Genomic DNA, 18,682 nt, shown 5'->3' on the forward strand with positions numbered 1-18,682 from the left:
GTACCCCAAAGGGAGGATGAACATGAAGAACGTGATGAAAGGACTGGCAGCATTCGCCGCCCTATCGGTTTCGCCGAATCTGGCGATTGCCGAAACGCAGGGCGTCACAGATAGTGAAATCGTCATCGGTTCGGTCAATGATCTGAGCGGGATTTTCGCTGCAGTTGGTGTTCCTGCCACAAAGGGCGCAAATGTGGTCTTTAACCGCGTGAACGCCGAAGGTGGCGTTCACGGCCGGACCATCCGCTTTGTCGTCGAAGACAACGGCTATCAGATGCCACGCGCCATGCAGGGCTACAACAAACTGCTGAATCGCGACAAGGTTTTTGCCATGTTGCAATCGCTGGGAACGCCAATGAACTTGGCGGGGTTCAAGCTGTTGGATCCAAAGGGGATTCCCAACGTTGCCCCTCTGACAGCCGCGCGTCAGATGTTGCAGGAGCCAATGCGCAACAAATTCACGTCCTTCTCGACCTACTTCGATCAAAGCCGCGTTGGTGTGAAGTATCTGGCCGGTCAGTTCGGGTCTCAGGCGGTGTGCAGCATGTATCTGCCGACAGACTTCGGGGAAGAAATCCTTGAAGGAACGAAGGCAGGTGCCGAAGAAGCCGGCATCAGCTTTGTCGCCGAGACCACGCACAAGCCGGATGAGACGGATTTCGTCGGCTCGCTCAGCAAATTGAGGGATGAAGGCTGCGATATCGTAACGATAGCGCTTGGGGTAAGGCAGGCAATAACCGTTGTGGGCACTGCCAAGAAGATGGGCCTTGAGGATATGAAATTCCTCGGCACCTCGGCCAGCTTCCTGACCGTCGTCGCCCAGGTGCCCGGCGGAGTGACTGAAGGCTTTTACGCCGCAGCCTCCTGGCAGGATTTGTGGGCACGGGCAGATGAACCTGCGCCCGCAGCCTTCATTGAAGAATACAAAACGGCTACAGGCGAAGACGCGGTGGGGTTTGCGATGCTGGGGTATTCAGCGGCGGAAATGATGGTCATGGCACTTGAGGCTGCAGGCCCCGATCTGACGCACGACAGCTTCATCGCCGCGATGGAAACGCTGGATTATCAGGACGAGTTGATCGGGAATCACATGTCATTCGGCCCCGATGATCATCAGGGCGCCGATTCAGTCTATGTCAACGTGGTTGAAAACGGAGCTTGGAAACTGGTCTATGAGGAATAGCTCAGGGACACTTCATATCTGAATTCAACTACAACGACCCGCCCGCCTGGGCGGGTCTTGCGTATTGGATGCATGGCGCTGATCTCGGCACCCGCTAAGCTTGCGCTGTCACGAAACTGTTATTATCTGGCGGTATGGCTACATCTCGAATCGAAAATCGGCTGAACCTGCAAAACTGCGAAGTCATAGCGCAGGGAAACCGTCAGTTTGTTTATCAACACCCTGATTCGCCGGACACGCTTCTGAAAATTCCGCAACCGCATACCCAGGACGAAAACGCCAACCTGGTGACGGACACCTGGTTCGACCGTCTTTTTCGCCGGTCTACGGTGTTCAAAGGGTTCTTGCGCGAATTTCATGAGTCCTTTGACCTGATGGTTCGCTATCAGAACCGAGACGAACCTATTCCGGTCTGTGAAGTCCGCGGCGTCATCCAAACCAATCTGGGTCTTGCGCTGATGTACGAGCGTATCTCGGAACCGGACGGCCAATTGTCACCCAGCCTTAAGGAGCTGGCCCAAAGCGGGCGTCTCACGCAGGAACATCTGGATTCACTGAACAAACACTTTGACATGTTGGTCGAAGACCAGGTCCTTATCAGCAACAAGAATGCTGGAAATATTGTCTATCAGTCGTTCTCTGACGGGTCCGGGCGATGGGTATGGATCGACAGTTTTGGCAGCAAGCAGATGATACCCATACGCCGCTGGTCGCGCCGTATGAACAAGCGCAAACTTGATCAGATTAGGCAAAGGTTCATGGGCCTCGCCGAAGCGGCGGTGCAACAAAGCAAAGCTGAACATTAACCTGCGTTCAGACGAAACCAGCGGTTTATAACCTGCAACTGGCGCAAGCGCCTGAACAAAAAAACGGTCGCAATTTCTTGCGACCGTCTGAATTCTGAATCTCTGTAGCTTATTAACGCTTCGAGAACTGGAACGAACGGCGTGCCTTGCGCTTACCGAACTTCTTACGTTCCACAACACGGCTGTCGCGGGTCAGGAAGCCAGCGGCTTTCAGGGCGCCGCGCAGGCTGGGATCGTACAGCTGCAGGGCTTTCGAGATGCCGTGCTTGACCGCACCGGCCTGACCGGTCAGGCCACCGCCTTTGACGGTTGCGACAACGTCGAACTCACCTTCCACGCCGGCAACCTGGAACGGCTGGCGCAGGATCAGCTGCAGAACGGGACGTGCGAAGTAGACGTCCTGATCCTTGCCGTTCACGGTAACCTTGCCGGAACCCGGCTTGATCCAAACGCGGGCAACAGCGTCTTTACGCTTGCCGGTGGCGTAGGAACGGCCCAGCTCGTCACGTACGGGTTCACGCACGATGACTTCTTCGGCCACGGTTTCAACGCCTGCGACGGCGCTCAGCTCTTCGAGAGTATTGATCTGATCAGCCATCGGTCATTAGCTCCGGGTGTTTTTCTTGTTCATGGACTTAACGTCCAGAACTTCGGGGGCCTGGGCTTCGTGCGGGTGCTCGGCACCGGCGTAAACGCGCAGGTTGGTCATCTGCTGGCGCGCCAGACGATTGCCCGGCAGCATGCGCTTGACCGCCTGGGTCACGACGCGCTCGGGGTGTGCACCCTCGAGGATCTGCTGCTTGGTGCGCGATTTGATGCCGCCCGGGTGGCCAGTATGCCAGTAGAAGTTCTCTTCGCGCTTCTTGCCGGTCATCTGGATTTTGTCAGCGTTGATTACGATGACGTTGTCGCCCATGTCCATGTTCGGGGTGAACGACGCTTTGTGCTTGCCACGCAGACGCATGGCGACGATCGAGGCAAGACGGCCCAGAACAACGCCCTCGGCGTCGATCAGGATCCATTTCTTGTCGATGTCTGCAGGTGTTGCAGAAAAGGTTTTCATGGCAGGATAGTCCTGTTTGATGTGAAAGACCGCCCCTGGCGGAGCGGCCCGAATTCGATGGATGGGGTTTAGACCTACTGCAACCCCCGGTCAATACATGTAAACGTGATTTAATTAAGTAATTACAGCAGGTTAAAAAATAGGTACTATTTTACCCCAAAAAACTTGTTCCAAAATGGCCATCATTCACCACACTGATACAGTCTCAGGTATGTCATGTCTCTTGGATGCGGAGAAGTCACATGAAGGAACTGACCCGGACAATAGCCAAGTATGGAGCTGCCTGGCAGGAAACTGATGCGAATAAGCGCCTTGAATTGCTGACGCAGTGCTTCGCGGAAAATGGTAGATATGTAGATCCAACCGCTGATGTTTCGGGCCGAAAGGAATTGTGCGCGCATATTGGGAATGTCCTGAAGGATGCGAATGGCCGCGTCGACATTACCAGCAGCCCGACATCACATCATGACGTGGTCCATTTTACGTGGCACATGGTGGCGCCCGGTGGCTCGGTCATGGTTGCGGGACATGATTTTGTTCATCTGGATGCACAAGGAAAAATTGCGCATTTGGCCGGATTCTTCGGGGACCCATCGCCTCTGCCTTAGCAATCAGACACTGATTTGTTCGGGTGGGTTGTCTAGCAGAGCCCGTAAGCGGTGCATCGCATCTTCAAATCGTTCAAGTGACACGTGCCCGTTCATGGCAATGCGTACCGCGTTCGGGGCGCGACCATCGCGCAGGGCGAACTCGTCTGCCGAGCGCAACTGAATTCCTTCACGCTCTGCCGCGCGGCTGAAGGCTGCGGCGCGCCACCCCGATGGAAGGTTTAGCCAGACAAACGGCACGTCCGGTGCCCAGTTCAGATCGAAGCCGCCCAGTGCGTTTACCGCAACGCGCACATATTCCCCCATCCGCTTGCGCACATCCTGCGTCACCTTTCGGGTTCGGGGATCTGACAGCAACAGACGCGTCAGTTCGGCCAAAGGCTGTGCCAGGCCAAAATATCCGTATTCTGCTGAACGGCGCAGATCCACGCTACGCTCCCTTGGTGCGATGGCGAACCCGACCCGCAGAGCCGGCGTCAGAATTTTCGAGATCGAAGAAACGTGCCATCCCCTTTCGGGCGCCAACGCGCGATAGCTTGGCTCGCGGGCGTCCCCCATGCGATAACAATCGTCCTCGATGATCTGAACGTCATAGCGGCGGGCGACCTCGACAACCTCTTTTCGGCGTTCCAGTGGCGTGTGTGATCCGGTCGGATTTTGTACTTCGGGCGAGACGCAGACAGCCTGTGCCGGGGTCTGGCGCAAAACATGCTCCAACGCGTCCGGATCAATTCCCCACCGGTCCATTTTGACGCCGACAACTTGCGCGCGCATCAACTCTCCGGCCCGGCGGAACCCGGCGTAAGACAAGTCTTCGACCAGAACGACCGGCTTGGGGCCACGCAAGATAGTCTGAAACACCAGGCACAGCCCGTTCTGTCCGCCGTGTGTCAGTACAATGTCATCATGGGTCAATGTGCCCAGCGGAAGATCTGAAAGCCAGTCGACCACCGCCTGCCGCATCGGCTTGTACGCGTCACGCGTTGGGTAATTCAGGAAAAGGCCGGGATCGGACTGAGCCACCTTCTGGAGGCATTCCCGGATCAAAGCCACCTGCCCTGCATCGGCCAGGCGCGGGCTGAACAGACTTACATTTGCGTTGTACTTGTCATCCCGCAAATGCAGCTGCCTGGCCCAGACATCGTCCAGAATGGGCGATTGTGGCGGGGCTACAAATGTACCACGCCCGACCTCGGCGTGTAGCAAGCCCTCGTCCGTCAGAATCGTATAAGCGCGTGCAACAGTGCCGGGCGTGATCTGCAGTCGATACGCAAGCTCGCGGACCGGAGGTAGTTTCGCACCAACTTCCAGTATATTGTTATCAATAGCTTTTCGGATTGTGTCGGCCACCAATGTATACTTGGGACCTTTGGATTTCGGCAATGACTCTGGCCAAATTGTATCCATTACAATTCTTCCCTTTATTTTGACACAATCCTGAATGTATCAAGCATATGTACCGAACATTTTCGCTTTGTGTCAATACAATTTGAAAGGAACCATGACATGACACGCGCAATGCACAACCCCGCCGCAGCCGCGTCAATCTTGGAAAGCTGGACGATAAATTGCTGCAGGATGTCGGTTTGACCCGGCATCAGGCCTATCGCGAAACCAAACGCTATTTCTGGATGAACTAGAAATCCCCAGTCCCATTATGGGACCTCTTCCCTGGCCGGGGCATGCCCCCGGCCTTTTTTATCCAAAAGCGGCCGCAGCCGATCCTTCCGGCGGAAGAGAGTATGTCATGCTGGCCCGCGCGACGGGTTTGTCCGAGCCTTCTGAAAACATCAGAACATCACCGACAGCCAATGTCCGCCCCAGTTTCAGCAAACTACAATGTGCAATCATGTCCGCACCGCCATCGGGTTTGCGCAGGAAATCCATTGAAGCGCTGGTCGTAACCGCCAAAGCCTGCCGCCCTTTTCTGGCCAGAACCATCGCGTAGACACTGACATCGGCGAGCGCAAAGATGGAAGGGCCAGAAACTGTGCTGCCGGGCCGAAGGTGCCGGTCAGCAACAACCAGGCGCATTTTGACCGAGTCGTCAGACAATTCCTCGACAATGAAATCCTCGCGAACCTGCGGAAATACCTGCGCCAGATAATCAGACAGTTCTTTTTTGTTCAGCGCCAACGACATACTTCCACTCCTCGCCTTGTCGCCCTAGAGTTGGCGCACAGCCAGCAGGAGGGCAAGATGGCAATTCTGGAACGTAACGACACCGGCGCAATCGCACATCTGAAAATGAACGCGCCCGAACGCCTGAATGCCCTGAGCGACGAAATGCTGGCGGCGCTGCAGGCCGAGCTTGACGCACTTAAATCCGATGCCTCGATCCGCGCAGTGATCCTTTCCGGTGCCGGGAAGGCATTTTGCGCAGGACACGACCTGAAGCAGATGACCGCCGGTCGCCAGGCCCCGGACCGTGGGCGGGGGTATTTTCAGGACCTGTTCGCGCGGTGTGCCCGAATGATGATGTCCATCCAGTCCCTGCCCCAGCCCGTCATCGCGCAGGTACATGGCATCGCGACCGCCGCAGGCTGCCAACTTGTCGCGACTTGCGATCTGGCGATTGCGGCCGAAGGCACGCGGTTTGGCGTCAATGGGGTAAATATCGGGCTTTTCTGTTCAACGCCGATGGTTGCGCTTAGCCGTAACATCCCGCGCAAGCATGCATTCGAGATGCTGACCACCGGCGACTTCATTTCTTCCGAAAGGGCAGCTGAGCTGGGGCTTGTGAATCGGGCAGTGCCGGAAATGCTGTTGGAACATGAAACGATGTCTTTGGCCGAACACCTGGCGACCAAACTCGGAACCGCCGTAAAAATTGGGAAAGAGGCGTTTTACCAGCAACTCGAAATGCCGATCCAGCAGGCCTATTCCTATGCCGGCGACGTAATGGCGGAAAATATGCTGCATCGGGATACCGAGGAAGGAATCTCGGCTTTTATCGAAAAACGGCCGCCAAATTGGCAGCAATGAGGCAATTGTTTTACATTTTTTTCCTCACTGTCCGTATTTTTGCACTTTTCAAAAGGGCGACACTGTGGCAAAGCTGGGTCGAGGCTAAGGCCTCAACGATACTTTTGGGTCGCCGTGGGCGGAAGGTCCCTCCGAGCTGGTCTCTCTCACCGGCGTAGACATTCCCGCAGCGGCGACCCCAAGATCCCCCTCGCAATCCGCACATTATACGACGCGCGTAGTTCTGTTGCGTCGGTCAGCACTCTGCCCTATGTGGCAGCTTATGACACAGAAACTGCATATCGTGGGCGGCGGCATGGCCGGGTCCGAGGCGGCCTGGCAGGCTGCGGAGCTTGGCGTGGAAGTCGTGATTCACGAAATGCGGCCCAAGGTGGGCACATTTGCGCATCAGACCGGCAATCTGGCCGAGATGGTTTGTTCGAACTCTTTCCGGTCGGATGACGATGAACAGAACGCCGTCGGTCTGCTGCACTGGGAAATGCGCGCCGCAAACGGGTTGATCATGACAACCGCAGATGCGCATCGGCTGCCCGCCGGTGGCGCGCTGGCGGTTGACCGCGATCCGTTTGCCGAGGATGTTACCGCCAAATTGCGGGCGCACCCTCGTATCGAAATCACCGGAGAGGAAATCACCGCCCTGCCCGATGACGGACAATGGATCTTTGCGACCGGGCCGCTGACATCGCCGGAATTGGGTGAAGCCATCCGCAAAGAGACCGGAGCCGAGTCGCTGGCCTTTTTCGATGCCATCGCGCCCATCGTCTACGCCGACAGCATCGATATGAGCCGGGCCTGGATGCAGTCGCGCTATGACAAGGGCGAAACCGAAGAAGAACGAACGGCCTACCTGAACTGCCCCATGGATCGCGATCAGTATGAGGCGTTCATCGATGCGTTGCTGGCTGCGGACAAAACCGAGTTTCACGAAGGTGAAACCGCAGGGTATTTTGATGGCTGCCTGCCGATTGAGGTCATGTCGGAACGCGGTCGTGAAACCTTGCGGCACGGGCCCATGAAGCCAGTTGGCCTGACCAACCCGCATCAACCGGACGTGAAACCCCATGCGGTGGTTCAGTTGCGCCGCGACAACGCGCTGGGAACGCTGTTCAACATCGTCGGCTTCCAGACCAAAATGAAGTACGGGGCCCAGACCGAGGTGTTTCGCATGATCCCGGGGCTGGAGAACGCCAGTTTCGCGCGTCTGGGTGGAATTCACAGAAACACCTTTATCAACTCTCCGACACTGCTGGATTCGCAGATGCGACTGAAATCCAAACCAAATATCCGATTTTCTGGCCAGATCACGGGCGTTGAAGGCTATGTCGAAAGCGCGGCCATGGGTCTGTTGGCCGGTCGTTTGGCCGCCGCTGAAATCATGGGTCTTTCCAAACCTGAAGTGCCGCAGGACAGTGCCATGGGTGCCCTGATCCATCACATCACCGGAGGGGCCGAGGCCAAGACTTTCCAGCCGATGAACGTAAATTTCGGCCTGTTTCGCCCAGTTGACGGCCTTAAAGGCGGACGGCGCGGGCGAAAGGACCGTTACAAAGCCTACACTGACCGAGCCAAAACCGAATGGAAGAACTGGCTTGCGCATTGGTGACTGGACGCGCCGGGCAAACCGGGCCTAACATACCGGTATGAGCGACAAATACCTCAAAGACACTTACGATCTGGATAGCCCACAGGAAACCCGGGCACATTATCAGAAATGGGCCCCGTCCTACGATGACGAGGTTGGCGCCAATGGCTATGCCACGCCGGGACGTGTTGCCGAAGCGCTTTGGTCCAAAATGCCTGAGGCGCAGACACCAATTCTTGATTACGGGTGCGGCACAGGCCTGTCCGGCGTCGCATTAAGGGATGCCGGTTTTCAGATCGTCGACGGTGCTGACCCGACGCCGCAGATGCTAGAGGGCGCCAAGGCCAAGGGGGTTTATCGCAACCTGAAGACCTTCGACATCACAAACTCAAAACCTTTGACGGCTGGTGAGTACAAGGCAATCACAGCGATTGGCGTGATCGGCATCGGCGCAGCCCCGCCCGAGACATTGGATATGCTGATGCATGCGCTTCCCATGGGTGGGTTGCTTGCATTTTCTTTTAACGATCATGCGCTTGCGGATCATACTTACACCGTTCGATTGAATGACTGGCTGGATATGGGCGCGGCGCGCCTATTGTTCCGCGAATACGGTCCGCACCTGCCCGGCCTGGACCTGAACTCCGAAGTGTATGTCGTAGAAAAGACGTGACTTTTGTAACCCGGTTTGCTCCTTCACCCACAGGTCCGTTACATCTGGGGCACGCGTACTCTGCCTTGCTTGCCGGTGAAATGGCCATTGCCGAAGGCGGAGAGTTTCTTCTGCGCATTGAAGATATCGACCGTTCCAGATCGCGGTTGATGTGGGAAGACCAGATTTATGAGGACCTGAGATGGCTGGGCCTGCATTGGCCTGAACCAGTCATGCGCCAATCCGCGCGTACGGCAATTTATGAAAAAGCGCTTGATGATCTTTGGGTTCAGGGCCTGCTTTACCCTTGTACGTGCAATCGAAGGGACGTTCTGGCTGCCGCCAGCGCCCCACAAGAAGGTGCGCCGTTGCATGGTCCGGATGGAATCATCTACCCCGGAACGTGTCGTGGAACTCTGAAAGAACGAGGTCCAGGCGGAGACAGGCGGCCAACGGACACACCGCTTCGTCTGGACATCTCGGCAGCAACCAAAAAAGCCGCCAGCCTTTTCAAAGACCGCACGATACCAGGAGGACCGGTGAAATCGATAGCGAGTTTCACGGAATTGGGTGAAGGCCCGAACGGCGAGACCGGAGTGATTGAGTTCACTCCGGAGGAGATGGAAACCTGCATCGGTGATGTAGTCCTGTCCCGGCGTGATATGGGAACCTCATACCACCTTTCCGTCGTTCTGGATGATGCGGCACAGGGCGTCACGCATGTTGTTCGCGGACAGGACCTGTTCGAAGCCACCCGAATACATGTTCTGCTGCAGTCGCTGTTTGGTCTGCCGACGCCATTCTATCACCATCACCGCCTGATCCGGGATGATACCGGCAAACGGTTGGCCAAGCGCGACGATGCCAGGGCGATCGCGAAATACCGCGCAGAAGGGGCCAGCCCCGGCGACATCCGTGCGATGGTCGGGCTATAGCGGCCGCTACGACATCGGGGCCATCAATTCTACTTCGTTGCCATCTCTTACGGCTGTGTAGAAACAACTGCGCCTGTTGGTATGACAAGCCGGTCCTGTCTGGCGCACAAGAACCAACAGGCAATCCCGGTCGCAATCGACCCGGAAATCCACCAGTTCCTGGACGTTCCCCGAGGTTTCACCCTTGACCCAGAAGGACTGACGGGATCTGGACCAATACGTAACGCGGTGCGTATCCAGCGTGCGCTGAATGGCTTCAGCGTTCATCCATGCCATCATCAGAACGTCGCCTGTCTGCTCATCTTGAGCGATGGCGGGGACCAGACCGGATTCGTTGTATTTCAGGTTGGACGGATCAAAGACGGGTGTTTCAGACATGACAAAAACCTTTTGCATCCGGAGGGCTGGCCACTATGTATGGGGAACAGCCAATGAGGAAAAGCCATGTCCGGCGAGAACGATCTAATCAAGCTCTATTCCGGCCGCATTCTGGCGCTTGCATCGGATATTCCGCATTTGGACCGGCTGGATCACCCTGACGCGAGCGTCAAGAAAAGGTCGCCGTTGTGCGGGTCCACTGTCACCGTTGACGTCAAACTGCGCGATGGGCGGATTTCTGATTTTGGACAGGATGTGAAAGCCTGCGCGCTTGGGCAAGCCTCTGCTTCGGTTGTGGGTCAGGCCATTATTGGCGCGACCCGGGCGCAAGTGGAACTGGCGCGCGAACAGTTGTCGGCTATGTTGAAAAAAGCAGGCCCTGCTCCCGACGCGCCGTTTGAAGGGCTTGAGGTGCTGATGCCTGCCCGCGATTACAAGAACCGGCATGCCTCGATCTTGCTGGCGTTGGACGCGACGGCCGAGGCGATGGAAAAAGCAGAACAGGCCAACTGCGCCTGAACGTGGTATTTTTTTGAAAATCTCTCTAGTCTCCGGGCTGAAATTGGGGAGAGAGAGTTTTGGATAATTTACTTGAGCATTTCGTGACCCTTTGGGTTGTGATCGACCCGATCGGTACAATTCCAGTCTTTGTTGCCGTCACGGCGGGTATCGAGGCTTCGGCACGTCGCAAGACGGCATTACTCGCTGCGTTGATCAGTGCCGGTGTGTTGCTGTTTTTTCTTGTGTTCGGTCAATTGCTGATCGAAGCGCTGGATATCGGCCTGAACTCGTTTCAGGTGGCCGGGGGGATCATCCTGTTCCTGTTCGCGCTGACGATGATTTTCGGGGAAAGTAAATCGGAAACCGATCAGCGCCTGGTCGAAGAGGATTCTGCAATCAGCACAAGTAAACCCAACCCGGCAATCTTTCCACTGGCGGTGCCGTCCTTGGCGTCACCCGGCGCAATGCTGGCTGTCGTCATTCTAACCGACAACAATCGATACAGCTTTGCGGATCAGGGAATTACTGCGCTGGTGATGCTGGTGGTTTTGGCAATCGCCGCGGTATTGATGTTATTGGCCGACCCCATCATCCGTGTCATCGGGCATTCCGGATCGGCCATCATCAGTCGCGTCATGGGAATGATCCTGGCCTCGGTTGCGGTCAATTCAGTTCTATCGGCGCTAATGGAAATCTTCAGAACGGGCCAGTTGTAAAAAAAACCGCCGCACCTTCCGGGCGGAAAGGGCGGCGGCAGGTAATGCGTTTCTCGTGGGGGTCCGGATATCCGCGTGGGGCCGAGGCATGGCCCCTCAAGGGAATTGGGACAGGCAGGTCACCCTTGACTGAAATGGGGAAACAAGCGCGGCTTAATCGGCACGAGATCGCAGGCAGAAAGGCTTAGAAACCCACGGGAAGGTGAAGGGCAACCACCAGCATGACGACCAGTGACACCGCGCCCGCCGCATCCTGAACAAGTGTGGCTTGCGAGCGGGTAATGGCGGATTTGATCTGGGTCAGCATGGGTTCACCTCCGGTCAGGGCTTTAATCATTTGTTGACCTTTTGTTCTCATATTTTGCCGAGTCGGTAAAGAACTTTTTGAGAACATTTGTGAACCAAACGGAACTTCTCACCTAACCTACTGAAATCAAACGGATGGCCTGATCCTGTTTCATCAGCCATAGCAGAACTCGCGCGGCCTTGCCCCGGTCTGACGTCAAATCCGGATCCGCAGACAGCAATGCCCTGGCGTCTGACTGGGCAACCGCCATCAATCCGGCCTGACGTTCCAGATCGGCAATACGGAACTTCGGCAAACCGGATTGCGCGGTTCCAATCAGATCCCCGGCTCCTCGCATCTGCAGGTCGGTCTCAGATATGCGAAACCCGTCCTCCGTCTCGCGCAAGACTTCAAGACGTTTGCGCCCGCCTTCGCTCAGCGGTGGTTGATACATCAACAGACAGGTGGATGCGTCCTGGCCCCTGCCGACCCGCCCACGCAATTGATGCAATTGCGCCAGCCCGAATATCTCGGCGCGTTCGATTACCATGATCGTGGCATTTGGAACGTTTACGCCCACCTCGATCACCGTCGTTGCTACCAGAACTTTGGTGTTGCCAGATTGAAAGGCATCCATCGCGGCGTCTTTTTCGGCCGGGGGCATTTGTCCATGCACTAGGCCGACCACGTCATCCCCCAGTATCGCGCGCAGCCGCTTGAACCGTTCCTCGGCAGCAGTCAGGTCTGAAACCTCGGATTCGTCCACCAGGGGGCAAACCCAATAGCACTGCCTGCCTTCTTCGATGGCGTGCCTCAGGTGGGCCACAACCTCATCCATGCGTTGCGTGCTGACAACGGCTGTTTTGACAGGCTTGCGTCCGGGCGGCTTTTCATCCAGCACCGAGACATCCATGTCTCCGTATTGCGCAAGCGCCAGACTGCGCGGAATCGGCGTGGCGGTCATGACAAGGACATCGGCGCCCTTCCCCTTGTCCGACAATTCCATTCGCTGGCGCACACCAAACCTGTGCTGCTCATCCACAATGGCCAAATGCAGGGCTTTGAATTCCACATCGCCCTGAAAAACGGCATGCGTGCCGACAAGTATCTGAATATCACCCTTTCTCAGCGCGGCCAGCTTGGCTTTGCGTTCAGCGCCTTTGTCCCGTCCGGTCAGGATTTCCAGCACGACACCAGCCTCGTCAGCGAGTGGGCGCAATCCCTCCAGATGCTGCCGAGCTAGAATCTCGGTCGGCGCCATCATGACGCCCTGCCCGCCCGCCTCGACCGCGATCAGCAACGCCATGAAAGCGACCAACGTTTTGCCGGCGCCAACATCCCCCTGCAGCAAACGGTTCATTCGTGCGGCTGACGCCATGTCGGCGGAAATCTCCTCGATGGCCCGCAATTGTGCACCTGTGGGGCGATATGGCAGGGTGCTCAGCACCTTCGATTGCAAAACGCCGGTTGCCCTGCTGACAATTCCGCGCGACTTCCTTTCCCGGCTTCGGGCCAGGGCCAGCGTCAACTGATGGGCCAGCAATTCGTCATAAGCCAGACGCTCACGCGCGGGTGCAAACATTGCTACGTCATCTGCCCCTTGCGGATGATGTGCCGACTGGATGGCCGTTTTCCAGCCCTGCCAGTTCTGACGCGCCACCTGAGCCGGATCGATCCATTCGTCCAAATCCGGAGCGCGGGCCAAGGCGCTATGCGCCGCCTTGTATGCGGTCTTCTGGGTCACGCCTTGGGTCAGATGATAGACAGGTTCAAACTCCGGCAGCTCTCCGGCCTGTTCCGGCGAAACCACGTGATCGGGGTGTACCATCTGCGCCACTCCGTCGAACAGCTCCAGTTTACCTGACACCAACCTGCGTGCCCCTGGCGGCAGAATTTTCGTAAGGTAGTCGCCACGCGCGTGAAAAAACACCAGCTGGAAATCGGCCTGACTGTCCTCGACGTGAATACGATACGCGCCGCCTTTCGTTCTTGGGGGGCGATGCGTGCCGACCGTGACCTCGACCGTCAGTGTTGTTGGCAGGTTTGCACCCTGAATAGTGTCACGCCGCCGCCGGTCAATGACGGCATATGGCAGAGCAAACAAAACGTCACGAGGTGACTCGATTCCGATCTGCCCCATCAACTGAGCTGTTTTCGGACCGACACCTTCAAGTGTTTCAAGCCGGGCGAAAAGTGGAAACAGGGGTTCAGGGCGGCCGCTCATGCATCCCCGATCAGCTGTAGCCAGCCGTCTTCATCCAACGTCGTGATCCCAAGATCCGCCGCTTTCTTGGCCTTTGACCCCGCGCCGGGACCAGCCACAAGCAGGTCGGTTTTCTGACTGACCGAACCTGAAACCTTGGCACCCAACGCTTCTGCCCGAGCTTTGGCTTCCGCACGCGTCATCTTTTCAAGCGTTCCGGTGAATACAACCGTTTTTCCGGCAACCGGGCTGTCGGATGCCGGGGCCTCCGGCGGTATGATCGTCAGGTGTCTGCGCAAATCGTCAAACGCCTGACGCTCTTCCGAGTTTGCGAAAGCATCGGACAGGGACAGCCCCAAAGTCGCACCGATGCCGTCAATGCCGGTCAGATCGGACCAGGCCTGCGCGGCCGTCTTCGGGACATCCGACCCGATTATCGCGGCATCGCGCGCCTCCTTGATCCGTGCTCTTCGGTTGCCGGCTGTCGCGGATAGACGCTCAGCCTCCTCTGCTTCATCCGCGGCGCGTTGGGCCAGAGCAGCCGCCCGGGCTGCATCAATGGCCTGCGCCATCGCTTCCCAATCCCGATAGAACAACGCAAGATCCCGTGCGCCCACTTCACCAACGTGGCGTATCCCCAGCGCAAACAGTAGTCGCGCCAACGGGATCGTGCGCTTCTCCTCAATCGCTTCAAACAGATTTCCGGCCGAGGTCTCGCCCCACCCATCCCTGTTTTTCAACCGCGCCAGATTTTTGGCGTCACGCTCTTTCAGAGTGAAGATGTCCGCAGGTGTGTTGATCGGTAGCGTCGGGTCGTCATGAAACATCTCGATCTGTTTGGCGCCCAGACCTTCGATATCGAAAGCCTTACGAGATACAAAATGCTTCAGCTTTTCAACGGCCTGTGCCGGGCAAATCAAACCTCCCGTGCAGCGGCGAACCGCATCCCCGTCCTCCCGGATCGCTTCGCTTCCGCATTCAGGGCACCGTGTTGGAAATTCGAAAACAACAGAGTCGACGGGACGCTTTGACAGATTCACGTCCGCCACTTTTGGGATCACATCGCCTGCCCGATAGACCTGAACCCAGTCGCCAACCCGAATATCTTTGCCATCTCGGATTGTTCCGCCTTTTGCATCGCGACCGGCTATGTAGTCTTCGTTGTGCAGCGTTGCGTTGGAAACGACGACCCCGCCAACCGTCACTGGGTGCAGCCGGGCCACGGGGCTGAGCGCGCCGGTTCGGCCGACCTGAATATCGATGGCCTCAAGCCGGGTCCAGGCCAGTTCTGCGGGAAACTTGTGCGCCACCGCCCAGCGTGGTGTGGTCGACCGAAACCCAAGCCGGGCCTGAAGCGCCAGTTCGTTCACCTTGTAAACAACGCCGTCGATGTCATAGCCAAGCGTTGCGCGTTGCGCCTCGATGTCCCGATAATGGTCCAGCATCCGACCGGTTGTTTCACACAGCCGCGTCAGCGTATTTGTGGCGAACCCAAAACCTGCAAGACGTTCAATTGCGGCCATTTGCGTGTCGGCCAAAGGTTCCGACGATTCGCCCCAGGCATAGGCAAAGAACCGCAACGGGCGCGTCCGAGTAATTGAGGCATCCAACTGACGCAAAGACCCGGCCGCGGCGTTGCGGGGATTGGCAAATGTTTTGTCGCCAGCCTGTGACTGACGCGCATTCAGGTCGTCGAAATCGACGTGTGACATGTAGACCTCACCCCGAACCTCGAGAACTTCGGGTGCGTCTTCAATGGTTTGAGGAATGTCCGAAATCGTGCGCGCGTTTTCGGTTACGTTCTCGCCCACCTCACCGTCGCCACGCGTTGCGGCCTGAACCAATTTTCCACCCTCATACCGCAAGGACAAGGACAGACCGTCAATCTTCGGTTCTGCAGTGAAGGCAAGCGGCGCATCATCCCGCAACCCCAGGTATTTCCGGATCGAACGATCAAAATCCCTGACGTCTTCGTCGTCAAAAGCATTGCCCAGCGACATCATCCGCACAGAATGTGCAACTTTGGAAAACCCTTCAGCGACGCGCGCACCAACCTGTTCGCTTGGGCTGTCCGGACGTTTCAGATTCGGAAAACGCGCCTCGATTTCTGCGTTTCTGCGCTTGAGCTGGTCGTATTCCGCATCCGAAATCTCGGGCGCGTCTTCTGTGTGGTATTGGGTATTGGCGCGCAGCAAAAGGTCAGAAAGGCGCGCCAGTTCTTCCTGCGCTTCCTGTTCTGTCAGGTCGGTTACCGAAATGGAGTTGCTCATGGCCTCGCCCTGTCACGTGATCTTGGACCTCAGTGATAGGGCGAGGTCATGGCCAGGTCCAGTCGTGCTGTTCGTGAGTGAGGGTGCCGCCCTGAACCGGCAGCGGCATTTTCAGATTTCGCTCAGGCGCCGACTGCCATGCGGGTTTCATCGAGGCTGTTGTTTTGCGGATCGCGCAAAACATAGCCCCGCCCCCAAACCGTATCGATGTAATTTTCACCTCCGGTTGCATTGCTCAGTTTCTTGCGTAGCTTGCAAATGAAGACATCAATGATCTTAAGTTCCGGTTCGTCCATTCCGCCGTATAAATGATTTAGAAACATCTCCTTTGTCAGGGTTGTTCCCTTTCGAAGGCTCAGCAGTTCGAGCATTTGATATTCTTTGCCTGTCAGGTGAACAGCTTTCCCCTCGACCTCAACAGTTTTTGCGTCAAGGTTGACCGCGACACGCCCGGTGTGAATGACGGACTGTGAATGCCCCTTCGAGCGCCGAATGATCGCGTGAATACGGGCAACCAACTCTTCACGATGGAAAGGTTTGGTCAGATAGTCATCGGCACCAAAACCGAACCCTTTGATTTTGCTTTCAGTATCGTCCGCGCCCGAGAGAATCAGGATCGGAGTTTCGACCCGAGCGATCCGCAATTGCCGCAACACTTCATGTCCGGTCATGTCCGGCAAGTTGAGGTCCAGCAATATCAGGTCGTAGTCATAAAGCTTTGCCAGATCGATGCCTTCTTCGCCGAGATCCGTTGCGTAAACGTTCAGGTTGGCATGTGTCAGCATCAGTTCGATGCTTTTGGACGTTGTCGGATCATCCTCGACAAGAAGTATACGCATTCACTGCTCCAATTCAGGTCAATACTGCAATTTCAATTCAACCTTGATCAAAAATAGTTAACCCGGTGTTACCGTTGAATCATTTATTCATGCTCTACCTTGGGTTGTCTATATTTTTTTAACGCTGTCACTTTTAATGCGTCCACGCCGTAGTCTGCGACGGCGGCGACCCACCCATTGAATTCCTCGTCACTGATTCCATATCGTTTCTTTGCGTCCGATAGGGTAATCAGCCCATACACAACGCCCCGAACGACAGTTGCCTTGCGCGAGGCGACCCAGCGGCGCGTTTCCGCCGGAGGCAGATCAGCCCGTGATAAAACCGTTCCATCCGGCAGGGTTACCGATCTTGGCCCCTCAACTTTGTGCAAATACATCGTTCGCCTCACTTTCTGCTGCGACAAAGCTGCGTCCAGCATACTTAAAGCCACATGAAACCGCCCCTTGAGAGTGTCTAGAATTTTCCTATATTCTGCCGGTCTTTCTTAATCCGCACTGGAAATGCCATGGCCCTCGATACCGAGACTCCGCTGAACTCGCTTGGATTTGCCAAACCGCCCTCGGAAACCCGGGTGGTCGTGGCCATGTCCGGTGGTGTCGACAGCTCTGTTGTGGCCGCCTATCTGGCTGATCAGGGGTATGACGTCGTGGGCGTAACGCTGCAGCTTTACGATCACGGCGCGGCACTGGCCAAGAAGGGTGCCTGTTGTGCCGGTATCGATATTCACGATGCACGTCGCGTGGCCGAAGAGCGGGGCTTCCCGCATTACGTGCTGGACTACGAAAACATCTTCAAAGACGCAGTGATCGACGAGTTCGCTGACAGTTATCTGGCGGGCGCAACGCCCGTTCCCTGTATTCGTTGCAATGAGCGTGTGAAATTCAAGGATCTGCTGGAAACCGCTAAGGATCTCGAGGCCGACTGCATGGCAACCGGCCACTACATCCAGCGCAAGGTTGGTCCCAATGGGCCCGAGCTGCACAGCGCTGAAGATGCAAACCGCGATCAGTCTTATTTCCTGTTCTCGACCACGCCGGAACAACTGGATTTCCTGCGTTTCCCTTTGGGGCACCTGCCTTCCAAGGACGCAACCCGCGAGATGGCCGCGCAGTATGGTCTGTCCGTTGCAGATAAACCGGACAGTCAGGACATCTGTTTTGTTCCTGATGGAAACTATGCCAGCGTGATCGAAAAGCTGCGCCCCGGAGCTGCCGAACCGGGTGAAATTGTTCATGCGGACGGTCGTGTTCTGGCACAGCACAACGGCGTCATTCACTACACCATTGGCCAGCGGCGTGGGCTGGGCATCGGTGGGCTGAGCGAGCCGCTTTATGTCGTCAAACTGGATGTGAACAACAAACAGGTTGTTGTTGGTCCCAAGGAAATGCTGGCCACACGTACCGTTCCCGTCCGCGAGATCAACTGGCTGGGAGACACGCCGTTCACGTCACAAAAAGAATGGCATGTCTCGGTCAAGGTTCGTTCGACCCGCCCACCGCGCGAAGCGATTGTCAGGCCTCTGTCGGACACGACCGCCGAGGTGGAGTTGCTGACCCCGGAGGAAGGCATCTCGCCCGGTCAGGCTTGTGTGTTCTATGAAACAGATGGAAGCCGCATTTTTGGCGGCGGATGGATCTGGCGAGGATACTGACGTGGCGTCTGGTCACAGTCTGT

20 protein-coding genes and 1 pseudogene are annotated in these 18,682 nt (G+C 56.6%); 11 read left to right on the forward strand and 10 right to left on the reverse strand.

Annotated features, from left to right (window positions below; genetic code table 11):
• Positions 1–22 precede the first annotated feature (22 nt).
• A complete protein-coding gene (locus ACR0JW_RS02090; protein WP_480713540.1) occupies positions 23–1,183 on the forward strand; it encodes an ABC transporter substrate-binding protein in 1,161 nt (386 codons plus the stop codon).
• A gap of 134 nt (positions 1,184–1,317) precedes the next feature.
• Positions 1,318–1,989: a YrbL family protein gene (locus ACR0JW_RS02095; protein ID WP_170677066.1), complete on the forward strand. Its 672-nt coding sequence runs from the start codon at positions 1,318–1,320 to the stop codon at positions 1,987–1,989.
• A gap of 112 nt (positions 1,990–2,101) precedes the next feature.
• Here the strand turns inward: ACR0JW_RS02095 and rpsI are convergent, their stop codons facing one another.
• Together rpsI and rplM are read right to left on the reverse strand one after the other, a co-directional pair.
• Complete coding sequence (rpsI, locus tag ACR0JW_RS02100; protein ID WP_170615060.1) at positions 2,102–2,587, reverse strand: 30S ribosomal protein S9; 486 nt, start codon at positions 2,585–2,587, stop codon at positions 2,102–2,104.
• 6 nt (positions 2,588–2,593) lie between these two features.
• Positions 2,594–3,052: a 50S ribosomal protein L13 gene (gene rplM, locus ACR0JW_RS02105; protein WP_039536983.1), complete on the reverse strand. Its 459-nt coding sequence runs from the start codon at positions 3,050–3,052 to the stop codon at positions 2,594–2,596.
• Between the two features lie 242 nt (positions 3,053–3,294).
• Between rplM and ACR0JW_RS02110 the strand changes: the two genes are divergently transcribed.
• Entirely contained in the window at positions 3,295–3,660 is a 366-nt protein-coding gene (locus tag ACR0JW_RS02110) for a nuclear transport factor 2 family protein (RefSeq protein WP_170677064.1), read from the forward strand.
• Positions 3,661–3,663: 3 nt separating this feature from the next.
• Here the strand turns inward: ACR0JW_RS02110 and ACR0JW_RS02115 are convergent, their stop codons facing one another.
• Positions 3,664–5,067 (reverse strand): aminotransferase-like domain-containing protein, encoded by a 1,404-nt coding sequence (locus tag ACR0JW_RS02115; RefSeq protein WP_480713541.1) that lies wholly within the window; start codon positions 5,065–5,067, stop codon positions 3,664–3,666.
• 119 nt (positions 5,068–5,186) lie between these two features.
• Here ACR0JW_RS02115 and ACR0JW_RS02120 point away from each other — a divergent pair.
• Positions 5,187–5,300: pseudogene (locus tag ACR0JW_RS02120) on the forward strand (DUF1127 domain-containing protein); the annotation flags it as partial.
• A gap of 58 nt (positions 5,301–5,358) precedes the next feature.
• Here the strand turns inward: ACR0JW_RS02120 and ACR0JW_RS02125 are convergent.
• Positions 5,359–5,802, reverse strand: a complete 444-nt coding sequence (locus tag ACR0JW_RS02125; RefSeq protein WP_170677060.1) for a PaaI family thioesterase — start codon at positions 5,800–5,802, stop codon at positions 5,359–5,361.
• 30 nt (positions 5,803–5,832) lie between these two features.
• Here ACR0JW_RS02125 and ACR0JW_RS02130 point away from each other — a divergent pair, with 30 nt between their 5' ends.
• The 4 genes from ACR0JW_RS02130 (at position 5,833) to gluQRS (ending at position 9,814) form a co-directional block, all read left to right on the forward strand.
• Positions 5,833–6,645 (forward strand): enoyl-CoA hydratase, encoded by an 813-nt coding sequence (locus tag ACR0JW_RS02130; protein WP_480713542.1) that lies wholly within the window; start codon positions 5,833–5,835, stop codon positions 6,643–6,645.
• Positions 6,646–6,907: 262 nt separating this feature from the next.
• On the forward strand, positions 6,908–8,248 hold the full coding sequence (trmFO, locus tag ACR0JW_RS02135; RefSeq protein ID WP_170677056.1) for a methylenetetrahydrofolate--tRNA-(uracil(54)-C(5))-methyltransferase (FADH(2)-oxidizing) TrmFO: 1,341 nt from the start codon (positions 6,908–6,910) through the stop codon (positions 8,246–8,248).
• Positions 8,249–8,285: 37 nt separating this feature from the next.
• A complete protein-coding gene (locus tag ACR0JW_RS02140) occupies positions 8,286–8,900 on the forward strand; it encodes a methyltransferase domain-containing protein (protein ID WP_170677054.1) in 615 nt (204 codons plus the stop codon).
• Positions 8,897–9,814, forward strand: a complete 918-nt coding sequence (gene gluQRS / locus ACR0JW_RS02145) for a tRNA glutamyl-Q(34) synthetase GluQRS (protein ID WP_170824546.1) — start codon at positions 8,897–8,899, stop codon at positions 9,812–9,814. The genes ACR0JW_RS02140 and gluQRS overlap by 4 nt, the downstream gene beginning before the upstream one ends.
• Before the next feature lie 6 nt (positions 9,815–9,820).
• On the opposite strand, the gene hisI is transcribed toward gluQRS, so the two are convergent.
• The gene (hisI, locus tag ACR0JW_RS02150; protein WP_170677050.1) at positions 9,821–10,210 is read right to left on the reverse strand and encodes a phosphoribosyl-AMP cyclohydrolase; all 390 of its coding nucleotides are present in this window, start codon (positions 10,208–10,210) and stop codon (positions 9,821–9,823) included.
• Positions 10,211–10,258: 48 nt separating this feature from the next.
• Between hisI and ACR0JW_RS02155 the strand changes: the two genes are divergently transcribed.
• Both ACR0JW_RS02155 and ACR0JW_RS02160 read left to right on the forward strand, forming a co-directional pair.
• Positions 10,259–10,711 carry an iron-sulfur cluster assembly scaffold protein gene (locus tag ACR0JW_RS02155; RefSeq protein WP_170677048.1) on the forward strand — a complete coding sequence of 151 codons (453 nt, stop codon included), beginning with the start codon at positions 10,259–10,261 and terminating at the stop codon, positions 10,709–10,711.
• 59 nt (positions 10,712–10,770) lie between these two features.
• Complete coding sequence (locus ACR0JW_RS02160; protein ID WP_170615071.1) at positions 10,771–11,409, forward strand: MarC family protein; 639 nt, start codon at positions 10,771–10,773, stop codon at positions 11,407–11,409.
• Positions 11,410–11,593: 184 nt separating this feature from the next.
• Here ACR0JW_RS02160 and ACR0JW_RS02165 read toward each other — a convergent pair whose 3' ends face one another.
• The 5 genes from ACR0JW_RS02165 to sciP all read right to left on the reverse strand — a co-directional run bounded on the left by ACR0JW_RS02165 (position 11,594) and on the right by sciP (position 17,384).
• Positions 11,594–11,746, reverse strand: coding sequence for a hypothetical protein (locus ACR0JW_RS02165; RefSeq protein WP_170676223.1), 153 nt, complete (start codon positions 11,744–11,746; stop codon positions 11,594–11,596).
• An 82-nt stretch (positions 11,747–11,828) separates the two neighbouring features.
• Positions 11,829–13,919 (reverse strand): ATP-dependent DNA helicase RecG, encoded by a 2,091-nt coding sequence (gene recG, locus ACR0JW_RS02170; RefSeq protein WP_170677046.1) that lies wholly within the window; start codon positions 13,917–13,919, stop codon positions 11,829–11,831.
• Positions 13,916–16,168, reverse strand: a complete 2,253-nt coding sequence (gene ligA, locus ACR0JW_RS02175; RefSeq protein WP_170824547.1) for an NAD-dependent DNA ligase LigA — start codon at positions 16,166–16,168, stop codon at positions 13,916–13,918. Before ligA ends, recG begins: the two co-directional genes overlap by 4 nt.
• 122 nt (positions 16,169–16,290) lie before the next feature.
• Positions 16,291–17,007, reverse strand: coding sequence for a response regulator transcription factor CtrA (gene ctrA, locus ACR0JW_RS02180; RefSeq protein ID WP_170677042.1), 717 nt, complete (start codon positions 17,005–17,007; stop codon positions 16,291–16,293).
• A gap of 83 nt (positions 17,008–17,090) precedes the next feature.
• A complete protein-coding gene (gene sciP / locus ACR0JW_RS02185; protein WP_170619092.1) occupies positions 17,091–17,384 on the reverse strand; it encodes a CtrA inhibitor SciP in 294 nt (97 codons plus the stop codon).
• A 129-nt stretch (positions 17,385–17,513) separates the two neighbouring features.
• On the opposite strand from sciP, the gene mnmA reads away from it, so the two are divergent.
• On the forward strand, positions 17,514–18,659 hold the full coding sequence (gene mnmA, locus ACR0JW_RS02190) for a tRNA 2-thiouridine(34) synthase MnmA (RefSeq protein WP_480713543.1): 1,146 nt from the start codon (positions 17,514–17,516) through the stop codon (positions 18,657–18,659).
• Positions 18,660–18,682 lie beyond the last annotated feature (23 nt).

It is taken from the genome of Ruegeria sp. BG6, from assembly GCF_056538465.1.